General features: G+C 64.3%; 16 protein-coding genes and 3 pseudogenes. 10 read left to right on the top strand and 9 right to left on the bottom strand.

The window, feature by feature from the left end; genetic code table 11:
• The first annotated feature begins 385 nt into the window (after positions 1 to 385).
• The gene (locus AC0L2O_RS11275) at positions 386 to 688 is read left to right on the top strand and encodes an HU family DNA-binding protein (RefSeq protein WP_369722343.1); all 303 of its coding nucleotides are present in this window, start codon (positions 386 to 388) and stop codon (positions 686 to 688) included.
• 68 nt (positions 689 to 756) lie between these two features.
• On the opposite strand, the gene AC0L2O_RS11270 is transcribed toward AC0L2O_RS11275, so the two are convergent.
• From AC0L2O_RS11270 to AC0L2O_RS11240, 7 genes and pseudogenes are all read right to left on the bottom strand, one after another.
• Complete coding sequence (locus AC0L2O_RS11270) at positions 757 to 912, bottom strand: hypothetical protein (protein ID WP_473369764.1); 156 nt, start codon at positions 910 to 912, stop codon at positions 757 to 759.
• 4 nt (positions 913 to 916) lie between these two features.
• Positions 917 to 3,310 carry an endopeptidase La gene (gene lon / locus AC0L2O_RS11265; RefSeq protein ID WP_473369763.1) on the bottom strand — a complete coding sequence of 798 codons (2,394 nt, stop codon included), beginning with the start codon at positions 3,308 to 3,310 and terminating at the stop codon, positions 917 to 919.
• 8 nt (positions 3,311 to 3,318) lie between these two features.
• Complete coding sequence (locus AC0L2O_RS11260) at positions 3,319 to 3,702, bottom strand: Hsp20/alpha crystallin family protein (RefSeq protein ID WP_473369762.1); 384 nt, start codon at positions 3,700 to 3,702, stop codon at positions 3,319 to 3,321.
• A 186-nt stretch (positions 3,703 to 3,888) separates the two neighbouring features.
• Positions 3,889 to 4,455: a YciE/YciF ferroxidase family protein gene (locus AC0L2O_RS11255; RefSeq protein ID WP_473369761.1), complete on the bottom strand. Its 567-nt coding sequence runs from the start codon at positions 4,453 to 4,455 to the stop codon at positions 3,889 to 3,891.
• Between the two features lie 102 nt (positions 4,456 to 4,557).
• Positions 4,558 to 4,908 carry a hypothetical protein gene (locus tag AC0L2O_RS11250; RefSeq protein WP_473369760.1) on the bottom strand — a complete coding sequence of 117 codons (351 nt, stop codon included), beginning with the start codon at positions 4,906 to 4,908 and terminating at the stop codon, positions 4,558 to 4,560.
• Positions 4,909 to 4,917: 9 nt separating this feature from the next.
• Positions 4,918 to 5,525, bottom strand: a pseudogene (locus AC0L2O_RS11245) (YbdK family carboxylate-amine ligase).
• On the bottom strand, positions 5,522 to 6,148 hold the full coding sequence (locus AC0L2O_RS11240; RefSeq protein WP_473369759.1) for a gamma-glutamyl-gamma-aminobutyrate hydrolase family protein: 627 nt from the start codon (positions 6,146 to 6,148) through the stop codon (positions 5,522 to 5,524). Before AC0L2O_RS11240 ends, AC0L2O_RS11245 begins: the two are co-directional and overlap by 4 nt.
• 65 nt (positions 6,149 to 6,213) lie before the next feature.
• Here AC0L2O_RS11240 and AC0L2O_RS11235 point away from each other — a divergent pair.
• The 9 genes and pseudogenes from AC0L2O_RS11235 to uraD all read left to right on the top strand — a co-directional run.
• Positions 6,214 to 6,528: pseudogene (locus tag AC0L2O_RS11235) on the top strand (MarC family protein); the annotation flags it as partial.
• Positions 6,529 to 6,686: 158 nt separating this feature from the next.
• Positions 6,687 to 6,782, top strand: a pseudogene (locus AC0L2O_RS11230) (class II aldolase); the annotation flags it as partial.
• Between the two features lie 29 nt (positions 6,783 to 6,811).
• Positions 6,812 to 8,599 (top strand): chloride channel protein, encoded by a 1,788-nt coding sequence (locus AC0L2O_RS11225; RefSeq protein ID WP_369722352.1) that lies wholly within the window; start codon positions 6,812 to 6,814, stop codon positions 8,597 to 8,599.
• A 92-nt stretch (positions 8,600 to 8,691) separates the two neighbouring features.
• On the top strand, positions 8,692 to 10,032 hold the full coding sequence (locus AC0L2O_RS11220; protein WP_369722354.1) for an alpha/beta hydrolase: 1,341 nt from the start codon (positions 8,692 to 8,694) through the stop codon (positions 10,030 to 10,032).
• A gap of 117 nt (positions 10,033 to 10,149) precedes the next feature.
• Complete coding sequence (locus tag AC0L2O_RS11215) at positions 10,150 to 10,542, top strand: hypothetical protein (protein WP_473369758.1); 393 nt, start codon at positions 10,150 to 10,152, stop codon at positions 10,540 to 10,542.
• 243 nt (positions 10,543 to 10,785) lie between these two features.
• A complete protein-coding gene (locus AC0L2O_RS11210) occupies positions 10,786 to 11,064 on the top strand; it encodes a hypothetical protein (protein WP_473369757.1) in 279 nt (92 codons plus the stop codon).
• A 90-nt stretch (positions 11,065 to 11,154) separates the two neighbouring features.
• Positions 11,155 to 11,568 carry a DUF3830 family protein gene (locus AC0L2O_RS11205; RefSeq protein ID WP_369722358.1) on the top strand — a complete coding sequence of 138 codons (414 nt, stop codon included), beginning with the start codon at positions 11,155 to 11,157 and terminating at the stop codon, positions 11,566 to 11,568.
• 1 nt (position 11,569) lies between these two features.
• Positions 11,570 to 12,505, top strand: coding sequence for an allantoinase PuuE (gene puuE, locus AC0L2O_RS11200; RefSeq protein WP_473369756.1), 936 nt, complete (start codon positions 11,570 to 11,572; stop codon positions 12,503 to 12,505).
• Between the two features lie 7 nt (positions 12,506 to 12,512).
• On the top strand, positions 12,513 to 13,400 hold the full coding sequence (gene uraD / locus AC0L2O_RS11195; RefSeq protein ID WP_473369755.1) for a 2-oxo-4-hydroxy-4-carboxy-5-ureidoimidazoline decarboxylase: 888 nt from the start codon (positions 12,513 to 12,515) through the stop codon (positions 13,398 to 13,400).
• Here uraD and AC0L2O_RS11190 read toward each other — a convergent pair.
• Positions 13,397 to 16,123 (bottom strand): molybdopterin-dependent oxidoreductase, encoded by a 2,727-nt coding sequence (locus tag AC0L2O_RS11190; RefSeq protein WP_473369754.1) that lies wholly within the window; start codon positions 16,121 to 16,123, stop codon positions 13,397 to 13,399. The two genes, uraD and AC0L2O_RS11190, sit on opposite strands and share 4 nt — an antisense overlap.
• The gene (locus AC0L2O_RS11185; RefSeq protein ID WP_473369753.1) at positions 16,120 to 16,947 is read right to left on the bottom strand and encodes an FAD binding domain-containing protein; all 828 of its coding nucleotides are present in this window, start codon (positions 16,945 to 16,947) and stop codon (positions 16,120 to 16,122) included. Before AC0L2O_RS11185 ends, AC0L2O_RS11190 begins: the two co-directional genes overlap by 4 nt.
• Between the last annotated feature and the right edge of the window lie 90 nt (positions 16,948 to 17,037).

The raw sequence follows: 17,037 nt of genomic DNA, 5'->3' as shown, positions 1-17,037 counted from the left end.
CATTTCTACTGTGCATGGGGTTGTTTTTGAGTTTTTTGCAAAGAGGGTGCCGCATCAGGGCGTCTGCGCCGACGCCGCAGCGATCCTTATCGAGCGGATCCAGGCCTTATTTTTCGGGGTGAATCGCGACCGGCCTTGCACAAAGAGGCCGGTCGTCGCTTGTCGAAAGCAGCGAATCAGCTTTAGCAAGGCTGCTTGCGGGCCTTTGAAACAAGGCAAAAACCGCTGCCGGAGGCTCCTTCCGCCCAGGAAGCGGCTAAAATGCAGGGTTTTTTGCCGGAGGGGGCCAGAAAAGCCCGTAAAACGCGACAAAACTGTGCAGAAGGCAGTAGAGCCTTCAACGGTTGGTCTAGTATGCAACCGGCAACGAATCAGAGGAGACACGATGCCAACCCAAATGTCCAAATCGCAGCTGATCGAAAAGATTTCGACCGTCACCGAGCTTTCCAAGCGCGACGTCAAGAGCGTCATGGAGACGCTGACCGACGTCGGCCACAAGGAGCTCAAGAAGAACGGCCTGTTCCTGGTGCCGGGCTTCGCCAAGTTCGTGGTCATCAAGAAGCCCGCGACCAAGGCGCGCAAGGGCACCAACCCGTTCACGGGTGAAGAGATGATGTTCAAGGCCAAGCCGGCCCGGAAGATCGTCCGCGCCCGCCCGGTCAAGGCCGCCAAGGACGCTGTGGCCTGATAAGCAAAGGCCCCCTCCAGAAGAGGGGGCCTTTTGTGTTGTGACCGCAAGGGCTGATGCTGAGGGGATCAGCCGTTGCGGCGCTTCACCCGCACGGGAATCGGCCGAAGCCGCGGCCCAGGTGCCGCCAGCGCCTCGCGAACCCGATCGATCGCGCGATCGAGCAACTGCCGTAGCCGCTGCGCTCTCCGCGATTTCGTCGCTCGTTCCAACAATCCGCTCATTGCCTTACTCCGCCGCTTCGACCTTGGCCTCGGCTGGCTCGAGCACCGCGGCGATGGCCTCGTCGACGCGCTCGAGCCAGATGAATTCGAGGTCGTCCCGCGCGCTCTTCGGGATGTCGTCGTAATCCCGCCTATTGCGCGCAGGCAGCATCACGCGCTTCAGTCCGGCGGCGGCAGCCGCCACCACTTTCTCCTTGATGCCGCCGACCGGCAGCACCAGCCCGCGCAGCGAGATCTCGCCGGTCATCGCGGTGTCGCTGCGCACCGTGCGATTGGTGAGCAGTGAGGTCAGCGCCGTGAACATCGCTACCCCGGCGCTCGGCCCGTCCTTGGGGGTTGCGCCCGCCGGCACGTGAACGTGGATGTCGCTCTTCTCGAACAGCGACGGTTCGATGCCGATCTGCGAGGCTCTGCTCTTCACCAGGGTCAGTGCCGCCTGCACGCTCTCGCGCATGACGTCGCCGAGCTGGCCGGTCAGGATTAAATTGCCCCTGCCGGGCACCCGCGTTGCCTCGATGAACAGGATGTCGCCGCCGACCGGCGTCCAGGCAAGGCCGGTGGCCACGCCGGGAACGCTGGTGCGCTGCGCGATCTCGCCCTCGAAGCGCGGCTGGCCGAGCACGGTGGCGATGTCCTTCGGGCCGACCACGACCTTCGTGGCCGTGCCCTCCGCGACCTGCACCGCTGCGTGCCGGAACAGTTTTCCGATCTCACGCTCCAGGTTACGCACCCCGGCTTCCCTTGTGTAGCCCTTCACGACCAGCTTCAGTGCTTCCGGTTCGATCTCGGCTTGCTCGGCGCTCAGGCCGTTGGCCTCGAGCTGCCGGCGCACCAGATAGCGTTGCGCGATCTCGAGCTTCTCCTCCTGAGTGTAGCCGGCCAGGCTGATCAGCTCCATGCGATCCAACAGCGGACCGGGAATCTGGTCCAGCATGTTGGCGGTCGCGATGAACACCACGCGCGACAGGTCGAAGGGCACGCCGAGGTAATTGTCCCGGAACGTCCCGTTCTGCTCGGGGTCGAGCACCTCCAGCATCGCAGCCGAGGGATCGCCCTGCACGCCGCGGCCCATCTTGTCGATCTCGTCCAGCATCATCACGCAGTTCCGCGCGCCTGCCTTCTTGATGCCCTGGATGATGTTGCCGGGCAGCGCGCCGATATAGGTGCGCCGGTGACCGCGGATCTCAGCCTCGTCATGCAGGCCGCCCAGGCTGACACGCACGAAGGGGCGATCCATCGCGCGCGCGATGGATTGTCCGAGCGAGGTCTTGCCGACGCCGGGCGGACCGACGAAGCACAGGATCGGCGCCTTGCCCTGCGGGGCGAGCTTGCGCACCGCCAGATATTCGATGATCCGGCTCTTGATCTTCTCCAGGCCGAAATGGTCGGCATCCAGGATGCGGCGCGCCTCCTTGATGTCGATCGGCTTCTCCTCGGGCAGGGCCCAGGGCAGCTCGATCAGCCAGTCGAGATAAGTGCGGACCATGCCTGCTTCGCCAGCAGCCTCCGGCATGCGCTCGTAGCGGCGCAGCTCCTTTTTCGCATGCGCGTCCGCCTCCGGCGGCATGTTGGCCTGGGCGATGGCGGCGGTCAGCTCGGCGACCTCGGCTGCCTTGCCGTCGCTTTCGCCGAGCTGGCGCTGGATTGTCGCCATCTGCTCGCGCAGGATCGCCTCGCGCTGCCGCTCGTCGAAGCTGGCGCGGGTCTGCTGGCCGATCTCGTTGGAGATGCGCAGCACCTCCAGCCGCTCGGCCAGATGCTTCGACACCTTCTCGACGCGCAGGGAGAGGTCGATGGTCTCCAGGACCTCCTGCTTGTCCTGCGGCTTGATGTCCATGAACGAGGTCGCCAGATCCGCCAGCGCGCCGGGCGCACTGGTGCTCTGGAACATCGCGACCAGCTCCGGCGGCGCCTGCGGCAGCAACTCGACCGCCTCGATCGCCTGGCGCTGCAAATTCAGAGCGCGCGCCTCGATCTCGGGCGAGATCGTGGTCGGCTCCGGAATCTGCTGAATCCGCGCGGCCGGGAACGGCGTCCCGGGCAGGAAGTCGAGGATGCGGGCACGCTGCACGCCCTGGCAGACGATGTGATGGGTGCCATCGGGTGCGGTGATATAGCGCACGATGTTGGCGATGGTTGCGACCCGATAAAGGTCGTCGGGCCCCGGCTCTTCGGTCGCGGGGCTGCGTTGCAGGACGACGCCGATCGGCCGCTGCTCCCGTAGCGCCTGCTGTGCGGCGGCGATCGACTTCGGCCGCGCGATCGCGATCGGCGCGATGGCGCCGGGGAATAGCACCATCTCGCGCACGGGAACGATGATCAGCGCGTCTTCGGGAATCTTCACGTCGGAGTTGTTTTGGGAATTGATCTGTGCGGTGTTCATCTGTTCGGTGGCCATGATCGACCTCAGGATTTGGCGAGGCGCAGTGCGACGCAGCCGTCCATCACGAAACGGCTGATGGCGTAGCGCCCAAGGGGCAATGCAATGCGGCGCTCAAAACGCCCCTGCGGCAGCTCCAGCCGGTGGATGCGGGCATTGCGAAGCTCCGACGGAAGCGTGCGCTGGCCGGAGATGACGAGCACACCGTCATGGATCACCGTCTCGACGTTGTCGGGATTGACGCCTGGCAGCGCGACGAGAATCAAAAGCTCATGCTCGGTCTCGAGCACGTCGATCGGAGGCTCCCAGCAGGCTTCCTGGCGGCCGAACTGCTGGCGCATCCGTTCGGCGCGGGTCAGCGACTCGAGGGCTTCGGACAGCATCCAGTCGAGGGGATTTTTGGGTTGCATGGCATAACTCGGGGGAGGGCGCTGCGATTGGAAAAAAGGCATATGGGGATGGTTCCCCGGAAATCCAGCAGCGCGCGTTTGGAGCATGGCTGACCCAACTGCCGGCGGGCGCCCCTTGTCATCAGACGTTTCGGCGCCACGGAGTGTCCGTGGCGCCGTTGGTAACCAATTCGGCCGCGCGGTGGCTCAGGCCGCTTCGCGGTATTCCTCTTCCGCTTCGAGGTTGATCACCGAGGTAGCGAGCTCGGTCAGGGTGTGATCGGTCGCTTCTTCCTCGTCCAGCGTTGCCTGGAGCAGCCTTGCGGCGTCCGGCATGCCGAGCTCCTCGGCCCAGGTGCGCAGAGTGCCGTACCGGGAGATCTCGTAGTGCTCGACGGCCTGGGCCGCCGCGAGCAGGCCGGCGTCGAGGGCGGGGGCGTTCTTGAAGTCCTTCATGATCTCGGCACCCTCATCGGTGATGCCGTTGATCGCTTCGCAAGGCTTGCCGCGGGCCGGCTTGCCCAACATCTTGAAAATCTGGTCCAGCCGTTTGACCTGACCCTGCGTCTCGCGCAGATGCTTGTTGAAGGCGGCCGCGAGGTCCTTCGAATGTGCGGCCTTGGCCATCTTAGGCAGCGTCTTGATGATCTTGTTCTCGGCGAAATAGATGTCCTTCAGCGTTTCCAGAAACAGGTCGCTCAGCAGCTTCGGCGCCTGACGCGTGCGGCGTCCTGCGCGCTTCTTTGTGGTGCGTTTCTTTGCTCGTTTGGCCATGGATCCTCCTGTCGAGGTGAACGGGAAGGCCCGGCCTTCCCTCGGGCGATCAAGACTTGGCGAGGCCAATGGTTCCCATTTTGCAACAGGGCCGCCGGCCAGCTAACCGTTCGTCGGGTCTTCCTGGTCCTGCCGTTCTCTTGTGACGCGATCGGAAGCGCACGCTCGCCTCGACGCAGGTGGCTGCAACAGCCCAGATCTGGCAGGGGCGGCCGACGGCGTGCCCTTCGGCTCGGCGGCCCGGGCGGCGAAATCGCCGGCCTCGGTCGAGGTGCGCAGCCACTTCGTCCCGTCACCGATCGCCTCACGCGGCGAGCGGCCGAACTTTCTCAGGCCCCGGAAATACTCGAGCTGAAGATGCGCCGAAGTGCCGCGTTTCGGGATGGCCTTGAGGTGCTGAACATCGTCCTCGATGCCGAGATGCGCGATGTCGGGCGCAAGCATCGCGATCACCGCCTCAAGCTAGCTCCTGAACGAGACCGGCTCGAACGACGCCAGATCGATATACGTTCCGTCCGTCCCGTAACGCTGGGCGCGCCAGCGGTTTTCCTCGATCAGCGCGCGGTGCACGGCCGAATAGGTGGCGTTCAGATCCGGGTGGTGCACGACGTGTCTGACCAGCGCGCGATACACCGCCGCGATCGCCACCGTGTCGGCGATCGACGTGCAGCAATCGGTGATACGAAGCTCGAGGGTCGGATGCTGGAGCGAAGGCCGCAGCGCCCACCAGACATAGGTGGCGTTGGGAACGATGCCCGCGTCGACCAATGTCCTCACATAGGTCTCGTATTCGGCAAGGTTGCGAAACATCTCCGGGAAGCCGGTCCGCGGCAGGGCGTCGTTCGCGGCGTTGCGGTAGCCCAGCAATCCGGTTGGTAACCGCACCAGAACGGCGACGAAGTCGACCGCGCCAGCAGCAGCGGCAGGAACGGCACCAGGCGGTGCATGATCTCGACGCGCTGGTCTGGCTCGGGCACCTCGACGTGAACGTGCAGGCCGCTGATGGGATTGCCGAGCCCGACCATTCCGAGGTCGCTGATGACCTTGCTGTAGCGGCGCTTGCGCGTCATGCGCTGCTGCTGGGCTCCTGCAGTCCGCGGCAGACGAACAGGGTGGGGATGCCGCGCGCCAGCGCGCGCGGAATCAGGCGAAGAGCGACCTCGTCGCGGAATTCATCAAACGGGCCGTCGAGCGCCTGGTCGGCCATTTGGCCATAGCGGGACGGGTGAACATTGGTCTGCCCGCCGCCGACAAAGAGGCCGTCAAGACCGTCGAGATCGGCCTCCAGATCTGCTTCGGGAGCCGCGGGCAGGACCCGCGGAACGGCACCTGTGACCAGGCCGATGGCGTTGACGCAAATCATGGCAACGGACGAGAGCAGCTCGCCGCACGCAATCATTGAATCGGAGAGAAGCCCAACCTGCGGCGCGCCGCTGCGAGCTTTCCACTGACCATGGGAGGAGTTGAGCCGCCACTGTTGAAGTCCGTAGGCCACGGCATCCGCCGCGTTGCCGACTTGATGAATCGCGGCCTTGAGTTCTCTGACGTTTGTTCCTAATCGAAGCGCCCAGCGGCTGCCGGCAATGGGATCGTGCGCATCAATTCTGGGACGGAGCTCGTGCAATTGTCTCGTCTGCTTCTGTTTGAAGCTGCTGCCGAGTGAAACGGCAGTGTGGGGGAATGGTTGCTTCAATGTTGAGCTGCTTGGTTTTTTTCCGACCGCGGACCTTAATTTTGTTGTGGTATCCAAGTTGGACCAACAAGACGACCTCGGAGCATGCCTCCGATGTCGCGGTGTTTCCGCTGGCCATACCGATGATGGCCAGCCCCGGCGCGATCGCGACCACGCTGCTGCTGACAGGTGATGCCGGTTATGGGGCAAGGCTCGCGATCATCATCTTGGTCGTTGTTTTCGTGTGCCTGCTCTGCTTTGTCTCTGCGGGCCTGATCGCGCGCACGCTCGGGCGCACCGGCAATGCGGTGCTGTCGCGCGTGCTCGGGATGCTGCTCGCTGCCTATTCCGTGCATCTCGTAATCAACGGAATTGCTGCTGTCCGGACAAGCCTGTCATAAGGCTGCGACAATCTGTTAATTTGTCGATTTTACGGTATATCTCGTGATCTGGTGGTGCCGCCGCCGATGCGGGTGCGCGATCCGGTCCGCTTTCTCTTGCGCTGCCATATTGCTTTGACGTACTCCCGCTCTCACAAGGCCCATCGCCGGGAAATCGAATGTCGACGACAGCTGACGAACTCGACAAGAGACAGGCCATCATCGACGCCTGCCACCGCATGAATGCGCTCGGCATCAACCAGCGCATGGCCGGCTACGGCATGTCGGAAGGTTAGGGCAGGCGGTGTTCGCGCGGATCAGACATATCGCCGATCGCAAGGGATCCAACCGCCTCATGGTTCGGCTGCGTGCGCTGTTGCGCAGCAACGAGTTCTACCTGATCCCGCTGGCGCTGGTGATCGGCACGCTGGCCGGCGCCATCGTGACCCTGATGGCCGAGATCGCGCAGATTGCTCATATGGTGATCTACGGCATTCCCGTCGACGTCCGCCTGTCCGCCAACGCACGTGTCAGTCCTTGGGCGGCGCTGCTTGCACCCGCGCTCGGCGGGTTGGCACTCGGCATCATGGAATGGTGGCGGCGGCGGCTGAAGATATCCAGCGCCGTCGACCCGATCGAGGCCAATGCGCTGCGCGGCGGCAATCTCTCCATGCGCGACAGCGTCGTGGTGTCGAGCCAGACGCTGATCTCGAACGGCTGTGGCGCCTCGGTCGGTCTCGAGGCTGGGTACACCCAGATCGGCTCCGGCATCGCCTCACTGCTCGGCAAGTTCTTCAATCTGCGCCGCAACGATCTTCGCCTGATCGTCGGCTGCGGCGCTGCTGCGGCGATTGCGGCAGCGTTCGGCGCGCCGATCACCGGCGCTTTCTACGCCTGCGAACTCATCGTCGGCGTCTATTCGGTCGGCAGCGCCGCGCCGATCCTGGCGGCTTCGCTCGCCGGCGCGCTGACCGCGCAATGGCTCGGCGGCGCGCCGTACTCCATTGAAATACCCAAGGTGAGCGCGGTCGGCATCGAGCAATATCTGGCGCTGATCGGGCTTGCGCTTGTCACCAGCGGCGTCGGCATCGCCGTGATGCGCTCGTCTTCGACCTTCGAGCGCCTGTTCGCCTGGTTGCCGGTCTGGCTGCGACCGGTGATCGGCGGTCTCGTCGTCGGCGGCTTTGCCATCGTCACGCCGCAGGTGCTCGCGGCCGGCCACGGCGCCATGGTGCTCGATCTGTTTCACGAGATGACCATCGGCCTGATCGCAATCATCATCGCCCTGAAGGTGACGGCCTGCCTGATCTCGCTTGCCTCGGGCTTTCGCGGCGGTCTGTTCTTTGCCTCGCTATTCGTCGGCAGCCTGATCGGAAAGTTCTTTGCGGCCGTCCTTCTGCTCATCAGCCCGAACTTCGTGATCGATCCGCTGGTCGCGATGCTGACCGGCATGGCGACGCTGGGCGTCGCCATCGTCGGCGGTCCCTTGACCATGTCGTTCCTCGTGCTCGAAATGACCCGCAATGTCGACGTCACCGCCGTGGTGCTCGCCGGCTGCATCGTCACCTCGATCTGCGTCCGCTTCATGTTCGGACATTCGTTCTCGACCTGGCGCCTGCATCTGCGCGGCGAGACCATCCGCAGCGCCAACGATGTCGGTTGGCTGCGCAACCTCACCGTCGAGCGGCTGATGCGCTCCGACGTCGGCAAGGTGCCGTCGACCACGACGATTGCCGCCGTCCGGAACGAATTTCCGCTGGGATCGCGGCCCGGCATCGTCATCGTCAACAATGCGGACGAATATGTCGGCCTCGTCTTGCTGCCCGACCTGTTCACCAGCGATCTCGATAGCATCGCCGACGAGATCCAAGTCATCGAGCTCGCGCGCCTGACGGACATCGTGCTCATCCCGGAAATGAACGTAAAGTCGGCCATGGCGGTGTTCGACGAAGCGGAGGCCGAGATGCTGGCCGTGGTGGATTCCACCGACAGCCGCAAGGTCGTCGGTTTCCTGACCGAGACCACCGCCCGCCGCCGCTATGTCGAGGAGATCGACAAGGCCACGCGCGGCGTGCTGGGGGCGCTGTCGTAAAGGGGGGGACCGGCAAAGCGAGGCTTGCACGCGCGACGGCCTTGTCGCATCATCCACAACCTCTAGGCTAGAGAGACGAACGGGCGGCCGATTTGGCCACCCTCAGCGACAAGGGCCGTGCGATGTCCGACACGCTTCGCCTGTTGCTTGCCTTGCTCGAGCTCGGGCCGCAAATGGAGCATTTGCTCGGCGGCAGATGGCCGCCCTATCGCGACGAATTGTTGGAGCTCGCCGGGCGCGCCAACGATGGCGATGATCCCAACGAGCTCCGCCGCGCGCTCGACGCACTGGTTCAGCGGCTGCTTGCCGAAGAGCCGGCCGCAGAACTCGTTCGGCGCACCCTGCCGGAACCGGCTCCCGCCCGGGAATTCGTCGTCCGCCGTGGCCGCGCGTCCCCGCCCTTGGTCTCGGAGATCGTTCGGCCGAGCGCGGACGAGGCGACCGGCATCGTCACGATCCCCGTTTTCTACGGCACCGATCGCGCCCGGGGCGACGACACGCCGGCGAACTATTTTCGAGGGGAGCGTGGCGGGCTTGCATTCGGGATCGCGGAGGTCAGCGTGCCCACGCGCGGACGCGACCTCGGCGAACTAACCGGGCCGAGCTGGTGGCATCTTGAATTTACCGCCGATCCGGCAAGGCATGTGATCCTCAAGAGCGTCGGAGTGCTTGGCCGGGATGTCTTCATCACGAGCCTCGCGGACTCGCTCGCCGCTGCGGACGGGCGCGACGTCCTGATCTTCGTGCACGGCTATAACGTCGCGTTCGAGGATGCGGCGCGGCGGGCCGCGCAGATCTCCGTCGACCTGAAATTTGCCGGGAGGACGCTTCTCTACAGCTGGGCTTCTGCGGCGGATACGAAGAAGTACACCGTAGACGAGAGCACGATCGAATGGTCGCGCGACCATTTTGAGGCGTTTCTCCAGCTTGCGCTGAGCGAAATCGGCGCCCGTGAGGTTCACGTCATCGCCCACAGCATGGGCAACCGCGCCGTGATCAATACGCTCGAACGCGTCACCTCCTGGCAGCTACCGGCCGGCGCCGCCAAGCTGGGCCAGGTTATCTTTGCCGCGCCCGACATCGATCGCGACCGCTTCATCCAGCTCGCTGCGAAGTTCAACGGTTGCGCTGCGCGCTTCACGCTCTATGCCTCGTCGCGCGACGTCGCGCTGCTGGCGTCGAAATTCATGCACGGCTATCCAAGGGCGGGGGAGGCTGGCGAAGCGTTGCTGGTCGTCGACGGTGTCGATACGATCGATGCATCGCTGGTCGACACCAGCCTGGTCGGCTTGCGCCATTCCTATTTCGGCGACAAGCGCTCGATCCTCAACGACATGTTCAACCTGATCACGCAGCAACTCGCGCCGGACAAGCGCTTTGATCTCGATGCCGTGGGCGATGCGCTCAGGAGATATTGGAGCTACCGCGCCTAAGGGTCTGAAAGCGAGACGGCGTGCGCCGCCGTCCGTGCCGGTTGAGACCATTTCCGCGGTTTGCGCATCGCATGCTGTTGCATATCTCTACTTTGGGCAAGAACAGAGGACGTCAAGATGAGTGATAGACATGTGAATTCGAGGATCGGCCGCAGTAGCCTGCTGGCTGTATTCGCAAGCCTCGCCCTGGCGGCGGCCCCCGTGTCCCCCTCGGCTGCCGCGTCATCGGTGCCCAAGACGCCCCCCGCAAAGGTAGCTATGGCGGGCCAGCGCTCATCCGACGTCACCGATTTCAGCGCGGCCCGACGTCGCCACTATTATCGACGCGGGCCGAATGCCGCGGGCCTCGCTTTCATGGGCCTGGCGGCAGGTTTGATCGGAGGTGCGATCGCGGAGAGCCGGCGCCAGGAATACTACGACAACAACTATTACTATGGCGGCCCGCCCACCTATTACGGTCCCGGTTATGGCTATAGCGGTGGTCCGCGCTACTACTACAGGCCATACTGATTGTTGCGCGCTGATCACTCATGAAGAGTGCTGAGTGTACCCTGTGATGACACCCAGTGGCGGGACGCCAACGCATCCCGCCACTTATGCTACCGTGCCGCCGGTGCCGACAGAGCCTCACGATGGGGCGAGCCAATTGTTTGATCTCGGCTAAGTATTCGGCAACCGCCCTCGCTGGTCCGATGGACTTGCCCCGCGCAATCCGGTTGAATGGGACCAATTGAGGTTCTTTGGGCGACAGTGATGTCGAAATATCTGCTGGTCCTTCTGCTGATCGTCTCGCCGGCCGCGGCGCAGGTCAAGTTGACTCCAAAAACCTCGGCGGCGCATCCCGACCTCTGTGCGCCGATCGGGCGCACCGCGGATGGCAAGCTGGTCTACTCCATGAGGTGTGAGACCCTGCCGGCGCCGCCCGCGCCACCGCCCCAGGCGGAACTGAAGGAGGCGCCTCAGCCCGCCGCCGAGCCGGAGCCGGAAGTGCGCCGTAGCAGCATTCTGGGCTGGTCCTACGACCGCAGGTAATGAGCCGCGCCACTTGCGCGAAGCGCTCTGGAATGCTCTTTGCTTGAAAGTTCCCCGTGGGGCCCACCGCCCCCGATCCAGAGAGATGAGATGAGCAAACTCGTTATCCGCACCGGCGACTACACCTTCGATGCCCGCTTTGAGGAGCAGCTTGCACCCAAGACTGTCGCTGCGTTCCGCAAGGCGCTGCCGTTCGAGAGCCACATCATCCATGTGCGCTGGAGTGGCGAGGGTGTGTGGATGCCGCTCGGCGATCTCGACTTCGGGGTCGGCTACGAGAACCACACCAGCTATCCCGCGCCTGGCCAGATCATCCTCTATCCCGGCGGCATCAGCGAGACCGAGATTTTGCTCGCCTATGGCGGCGTGCATTTCGCAAGCAAGATGGGCCAGCTTGCCGGGAACCACTTCATCACGCTGACCTCGGGCCTGGAGAATCTGGCGACGCTCGGCAAGAGTGTGCTTTGGAAGGGCGCGCTCCCGATCCGCTTCGAGGAAGTCTGATTTGCAGGACGCCCGCTATCCGCGCGACCTCCGCGGCTACGGCCGTAACCCGCCGCATCCGCGGTGGCCCGACAATGCGCGGGTCGCGGTGCAGTTCGTCATCAACTTCGAAGAGGGCGGCGAGAACAACATTTTGCACGGCGACCGTGCGTCGGAAGCATTCCTGTCCGACGTGCTCGGCGCGCAGCCCTGGCCGGGCCAGCGCCATGCCAACATCGAATCGATGTTCGAATATGGCTCGCGCGCCGGCTTCTGGCGGCTGTGGCGGCTGTTCAGCGAGCGGAAGTGGCCGACCACCGTGTTCGGCGTCGCGACTGCGCTGAAGCGCAATCCGGAAATCGTCGCGGCGATGAAGGAGGCGGGCTGGGACATCGCGAGCCATAGCCTGAGATGGATCGAGCACAAGGATATGACCGAGGCGCAGGAGCGCGACGAGATTGCGCAAGCGATCCACGTTCACACCGAGGCCACCGGATCGCGGCCGCTCGGATGGTACACCGGGCGCTCTTCGATCAACACCAACCGTCTCCTGATGGAGGAGGGTGGCTTCCGCTACCTCTGCGACTCCTATGCCGACGATCTGCCCTATTGGATCAAGGGCGCGAACGGCAAGCAACTGATCATCCCCTATACGCTTGATGCCAACGACATGCGTTTTATCAATCCGCAGGGCTTTGCCGAGGGCGAACAACTCTTCACCTATCTGAAGGATGCCTTCGACGTGCTCTATGCCGAAGGCGAGACCGCGCCGAAGATGATGTCGGTGGGGCTGCATTGCCGTCTCGCCGGGCGGCCCGGCCGCGCTGCGGGGCTGATCCGTTTTCTGGATTACATCGGCAAGCACGAGCGCGTTTGGGTGCCGACGCGGTTGCAAATCGCACAGCACTGGCACGACAAACTCGCGCATCTTGCGACCGATGCGTTCGAGATCGAGTGAGCCGATCATGTCGCAGATTTCGCTCGCCGATCTCAACGCCGCTGATACGGCCAGTTTCGTCACCGCGCTTGCCAATGTGGTCGAATACTCGCCGTGGATCGCCGAGCGGATCGCCGAACAGCGGCCGTTCGCCAGTCTCCATCAATTGCACGCCGCGCTGATCGCTGCGATCCAGAGTGCCGACCCCGATCTCCAGCTGGCGCTGATCCGGGCGCATCCCGATCTCGCCAACAAGACCCAGCGCGCCGCGGGCCTCACCGCGGAATCGACCGATGAGCAGAACAGCGCCGGCCTCGACCGGCTGTCCGACGCCGAATACGCCGCATTCGAGCGCGTCAACAATGCCTATCGTGAGAAGTTCGGCATCCCCTATATCGTCTGCGTGCGCCGTCACACCAAGGATTCCGTGCTGCGCGATTTCGAAACGCGGTTGCGCAATATCGCCAAGACCGAGACGCGCCGCGCGATCGAGGAGATCGGCCGCATCTCGGCTCTGCGGCTCGATCAGCTCGTCGTCGCCGAGGATAGGCTGAAGGTACATGGCCGGCTCTCGACACATGTGCTCGACAATCACGCCGGCAAGCCGGCGCCGGGCATCGCCGTCGAGCTCGTCGAGCTCGCGACTCTCGGCGAGAACCGCGTCATCGCCCGCACCGTGACCAACGCGGATGGCCGCACGGACCAGCCGTTGATCGGCGGCCGGCCGCTGCCGATCGGTCGTTACGAGCTCAAATTCAGCGTCGCCAGATATTACGTCGAGCGCAACGTGCAGCTCACCGACCCGCCGTTCCTGGACGAGATCCCGCTGCGCTTTGCGATCAGCGAGCCGGAAAGCCACTATCACGTGCCGCTTCTGGTCACGCCCTGGAGCTATTCGACCTATCGCGGCAGTTAGGATCCGAACTTATCGTGCAGGGCCGGAAACAACCGATCCGGCTTGAAGGGCGGTGCGGTGAAGCGGATGCCGGTGGCATCGGCAATCGCGTTGGCGAGCGCGGCGGCGACCGGATTGTACGGGCTCTCGCTCATCGACTTCGCGCCGAGCGGCCCGATCGTGTCTGATGTTTCGGCGAAGAACACTTCGGTGCGCGGCACGTCTGCGTACGACGGCAGGTGGTAGTCGCGGAATTTCGGGTTGGTGACGCGGCCGGTCGCGTCGATCACCATCTCCTCGTAGAGCGCCGCGCCAAGCGCCTGCGCCACGCCGCCTTCGACCTGGCCGCGGCACTGCATGGGATTGGCGACGACGCCTGCATCAGCGGCCTGCACGCTCCTGAGAATCTTGATCTCGCCGGTGGCTTTGTTCACCGCGACGCGAAAGCCCTGGACGTTGAAGCCGACCGATCGCGGCGTTCCGCTGGAGTTGCCGCTGACTGCGAGCGGTTGGCCCTGCTCGCGCGCGAGCTTTGCCAATTCCGCGAACGGCATCCGCCGCACGCCGCTCACCACCGAGTCGCCATCAAGCACGCAGGTTTCCACATCGCACAGCCAGGCGCCGGCGGCGCTGGTCCGCAATTTGGTCGCAAGCTGCATGGCCGCTTCGTGCGTCGCCTTGCCGGCAACGAAAGTGCCCGCGCTGCCATAGGCGCCGGTATCGTGGCCACCATGGGCGGTGTCGGATTGGCGCAGGCGGATTCTGTCAACCGTGGTTGCCAACGTCGTCGCCGCGATCTGCCGGTGCACGGTGCTGGTGCCGTTGCCGAACTCCGCGGTGCCGACGGTGAGGTCGAAGCCGCCATCGTCGCGCAACGCGATCGTCGCATCGGCGAAATGGCCGGCCGGCGGCACCGTATCGATCATGGTCAGCGCCACGCCCTCGCCGATCAGCCACTCCGGCGACAGGGCTGGCTGCGGCGCGTCGGCCTGCATCGCGCGCTCGACCAGGTCGAGGCACTGGTCGAGGCCGTAGGAGCCATAAAGCACGTCGTGATATTCGGACGGCGGCGGCGCCAGCATGGGATCTCCGGGCTTGACGATGTTGCGGCGACGGATGTCGTAGGGGCTGATGCCAAGCTGCTTCGCCAATTCGTCGATCGCGGCCTCCACTGCGATCAGGGTTTGCGGCAGACCGTAGCCGCGAAACGCGCCCGCGGGCACCGTGTTGGTGTAGACCGCGACGCCATCGACCTTCTTGTTCGGGCAATTATAGACGCTGATGGACTCAGACAACGCGTGGAACATCACGGAGCCGGCGTGATTGCCATAGGCGCCGGTGTTGGAGAGCACGTCGAGCTGCAGCGCGGTGAGCTTGCCGACCGCATCGGCGCCGGCCTTGATGTGGACCCGCATCGGGTGCCGCGTCGAGGTCGCGATGAACTGCTCCTCGCGCGTGAACTCCAGCTTGACCGGGCGCCCGGTCTTGAGTGCAGCGAGTGCCAGGATGTCTTCGACGAACATCTCCTGCTTGCCGCCGAAGCCGCCGCCGACGCGCTCGCAGAACACGCGGACCTTGTCCATGGGAAGCGCGAAAATGTTCGACAGCGCGCGCCGGGTCAGGAACGGCACCTGCGTGGAGCAGCGGACATTGAGCACGCCAGTATCATCGAGCCAGGCCAGGCCGCCATGGGTCTCCAGCGCGGCGTGCTGCACGCGATGGCTGTGGAAGATGCCCTTAAAGGTGACAGCGGATGTGGCGAGCGCGGCCGCGACATCGCCGAACTCCCCGTGAGTCTCTGCGACGAGATTACGCCGGGCGTCGGCGACGCGATTCTCGGTGGTCCGGTCAGGATGAATGATGGGCGCCCCTGGCGCCATCGCCTGCTCGGAATCGACTAGCGCGGGCAGGATCTCGTACTCGACCTTTAGCCGCCGGCACGCCTCCTCGGCGGCGCCTTCGCTCTCGGCGACGACAGCGGCGACCTTCTGGCCGGTGAAGCGGACCACGTCGTCGAGGACGCGGGTGTCTTCGGGGTCCATCCAGTCCTTCTCGTGCCGCGCGGTCGAGAACAGCTTAGATGGTGCGTCCTCATGCGTCAGCACCGCGTGCACGCCAGGAACGGCCAGCGCCGCCGACTTGTCGATCCCGATGACTTTTGCGTGGGCGTGCGGTGAGCGGAGCAGCTTGATGTGCAGCAGACCGTCCATTGCGGTGTCGAACGTGTACTGCGCCTTGCCGCGCACGATGTCGGGGCCTGCGGGTGCCGGCAAACTGCGGCCGAACGCTGCGCCGGCCTCGACGCTCTCCTCGACATTGGTCTTGCCGAGGATCGCGTCCTCGATCGAACGATAGCCGGTGCAGCGGCAGATGTTGCCCTTCAGCGCTCCGCCAAGATCGGTGCGTTGCGCCTGGTTGAGCGAGGCCGAGGTGAGGATCATGCCTGCAGTACAGAAGCCGCACTGAAAGCCCTGCGCGTCGAGGAAGGCCTGCTGCATTGGATGCGCGCCGCTATCTCCGCCAAGTCCTTCGATCGTGGTGACCGTGCGGCCTTCGGCGCGGAAGGCTGGGATGAGGCAGCTGTGCACGGGCTCGCCGTCGAGCAGCACGGTACAGGCGCCGCAATCCCCGGCGTCGCAGCCCTTCTTCACGCCGAAATGGCCGAGTTCGCGCAGGAACGTACGCAGGCACTGGCCCGCGCGCGGCTCTTGCCAAAACCGCTTGCCGTTGATCTCGAAGCTCATGGCTGAACAATCCCCAGCAATTCGCCGCGGATCTCCTCGGCGAGCCGCTGCGTCATGTGCTTGCGCCAGAGCGGCTTGCCGTGAATGTCGGTGTGATACAGATCGTCCGTGATCTGCTCCGAGAGCGCGGCGCGAAGCGCGCTCGCACCGGGCGGCTCGGGAAACGACAGTTGGATCGGGCGCACCGTCGATGCGGTGATTGTCAGCGTCAGCGCGCCGCCGGCATCGAGGCTGCCGATCAGAAGCGCCGCAGAGCGGCCGACCGGCGTGAGCGAGATCTGGCGAAACGCCGAGCGTCGCCTCAGTGCTGAAACTGGAATATCGATCTGCCGCAACAGGTCGCCGGACGTCAGTCGGTTTCGCTGGTTACCGGTGACGAAGTCGACGACGGAAATCTTCTGTTCGCCGCCGCTGGCCTTCCAGATGGTGCAGACGCCGTCGAGCGCGGACATCAGCGAGATCATCGGTCCCGCGGGCAGCGACATGCAGAGATTGCCGCCAACGGTCGCCGTCTTCCAGATCTTGAAGGAGGCGAGGAAGGCGCGGCAGCACTGGCTGATCAGTGGTGCCGCGAGCCAGTCGGCCGGGCAGGCCAGCGCATCAAGTTGAGAAATCGTGCAGGTGGCGGCGATGGTGAGGTGGTTTTCCGTCATCGTTAACGCCGGCCATTTCAGATCGGTAAGATCGATGAGCCGTGTCAGGTGGACTTGTGGCTCCGAGAACAGCCAGGTGCCGCCCGCGAGCCAAGCATCGCCTGGCGTCCAAACGGGCAGCTGCGCACGCGTTTGCGGATGGGCGACTGCTGTGATGGTATTCAAGTCCATGGCTGCGCCAACGCTTCCACCAAGTGATTTGCTTACGGAAAGTCTTGCAAGACCAGCGCCAAGTGGCAACAACAAGTCGTAACGATATCG

The sequence above is a fragment of the Bradyrhizobium sp. Kon10 genome (genome assembly GCF_055807395.1).
This window is presented reverse-complemented; position numbering and strand designations above follow the sequence as displayed.

Bases quoted from the DNA above. Each gene is read 5' to 3' on its own strand.
- AC0L2O_RS11270 (WP_473369764.1), bottom strand. From the start codon at position 912: ATGAGCGGATTGTTGGAACGAGCGACGAAATCGCGGAGAGCGCAGCGG.
- uraD (WP_473369755.1), top strand. From the start codon at position 12,513: ATGTCGCAGATTTCGCTCGCCGATCTCAACGCCGCTGATACGGCCAGT.
- AC0L2O_RS11275 (WP_369722343.1), top strand. From the start codon at position 386: ATGCCAACCCAAATGTCCAAATCGCAGCTGATCGAAAAGATTTCGACC.
- AC0L2O_RS11260 (WP_473369762.1), bottom strand. From the start codon at position 3,702: ATGCAACCCAAAAATCCCCTCGACTGGATGCTGTCCGAAGCCCTCGAG.
- AC0L2O_RS11215 (WP_473369758.1), top strand. From the start codon at position 10,150: ATGAGTGATAGACATGTGAATTCGAGGATCGGCCGCAGTAGCCTGCTG.
- AC0L2O_RS11210 (WP_473369757.1), top strand. From the start codon at position 10,786: ATGTCGAAATATCTGCTGGTCCTTCTGCTGATCGTCTCGCCGGCCGCG.
- AC0L2O_RS11190 (WP_473369754.1), bottom strand. From the start codon at position 16,123: ATGAGCTTCGAGATCAACGGCAAGCGGTTTTGGCAAGAGCCGCGCGCG.
- lon (WP_473369763.1), bottom strand. From the start codon at position 3,310: ATGGCCACCGAACAGATGAACACCGCACAGATCAATTCCCAAAACAAC.
- AC0L2O_RS11185 (WP_473369753.1), bottom strand. From the start codon at position 16,947: ATGGACTTGAATACCATCACAGCAGTCGCCCATCCGCAAACGCGTGCG.
- AC0L2O_RS11255 (WP_473369761.1), bottom strand. From the start codon at position 4,455: ATGGCCAAACGAGCAAAGAAACGCACCACAAAGAAGCGCGCAGGACGC.
- AC0L2O_RS11205 (WP_369722358.1), top strand. From the start codon at position 11,155: ATGAGCAAACTCGTTATCCGCACCGGCGACTACACCTTCGATGCCCGC.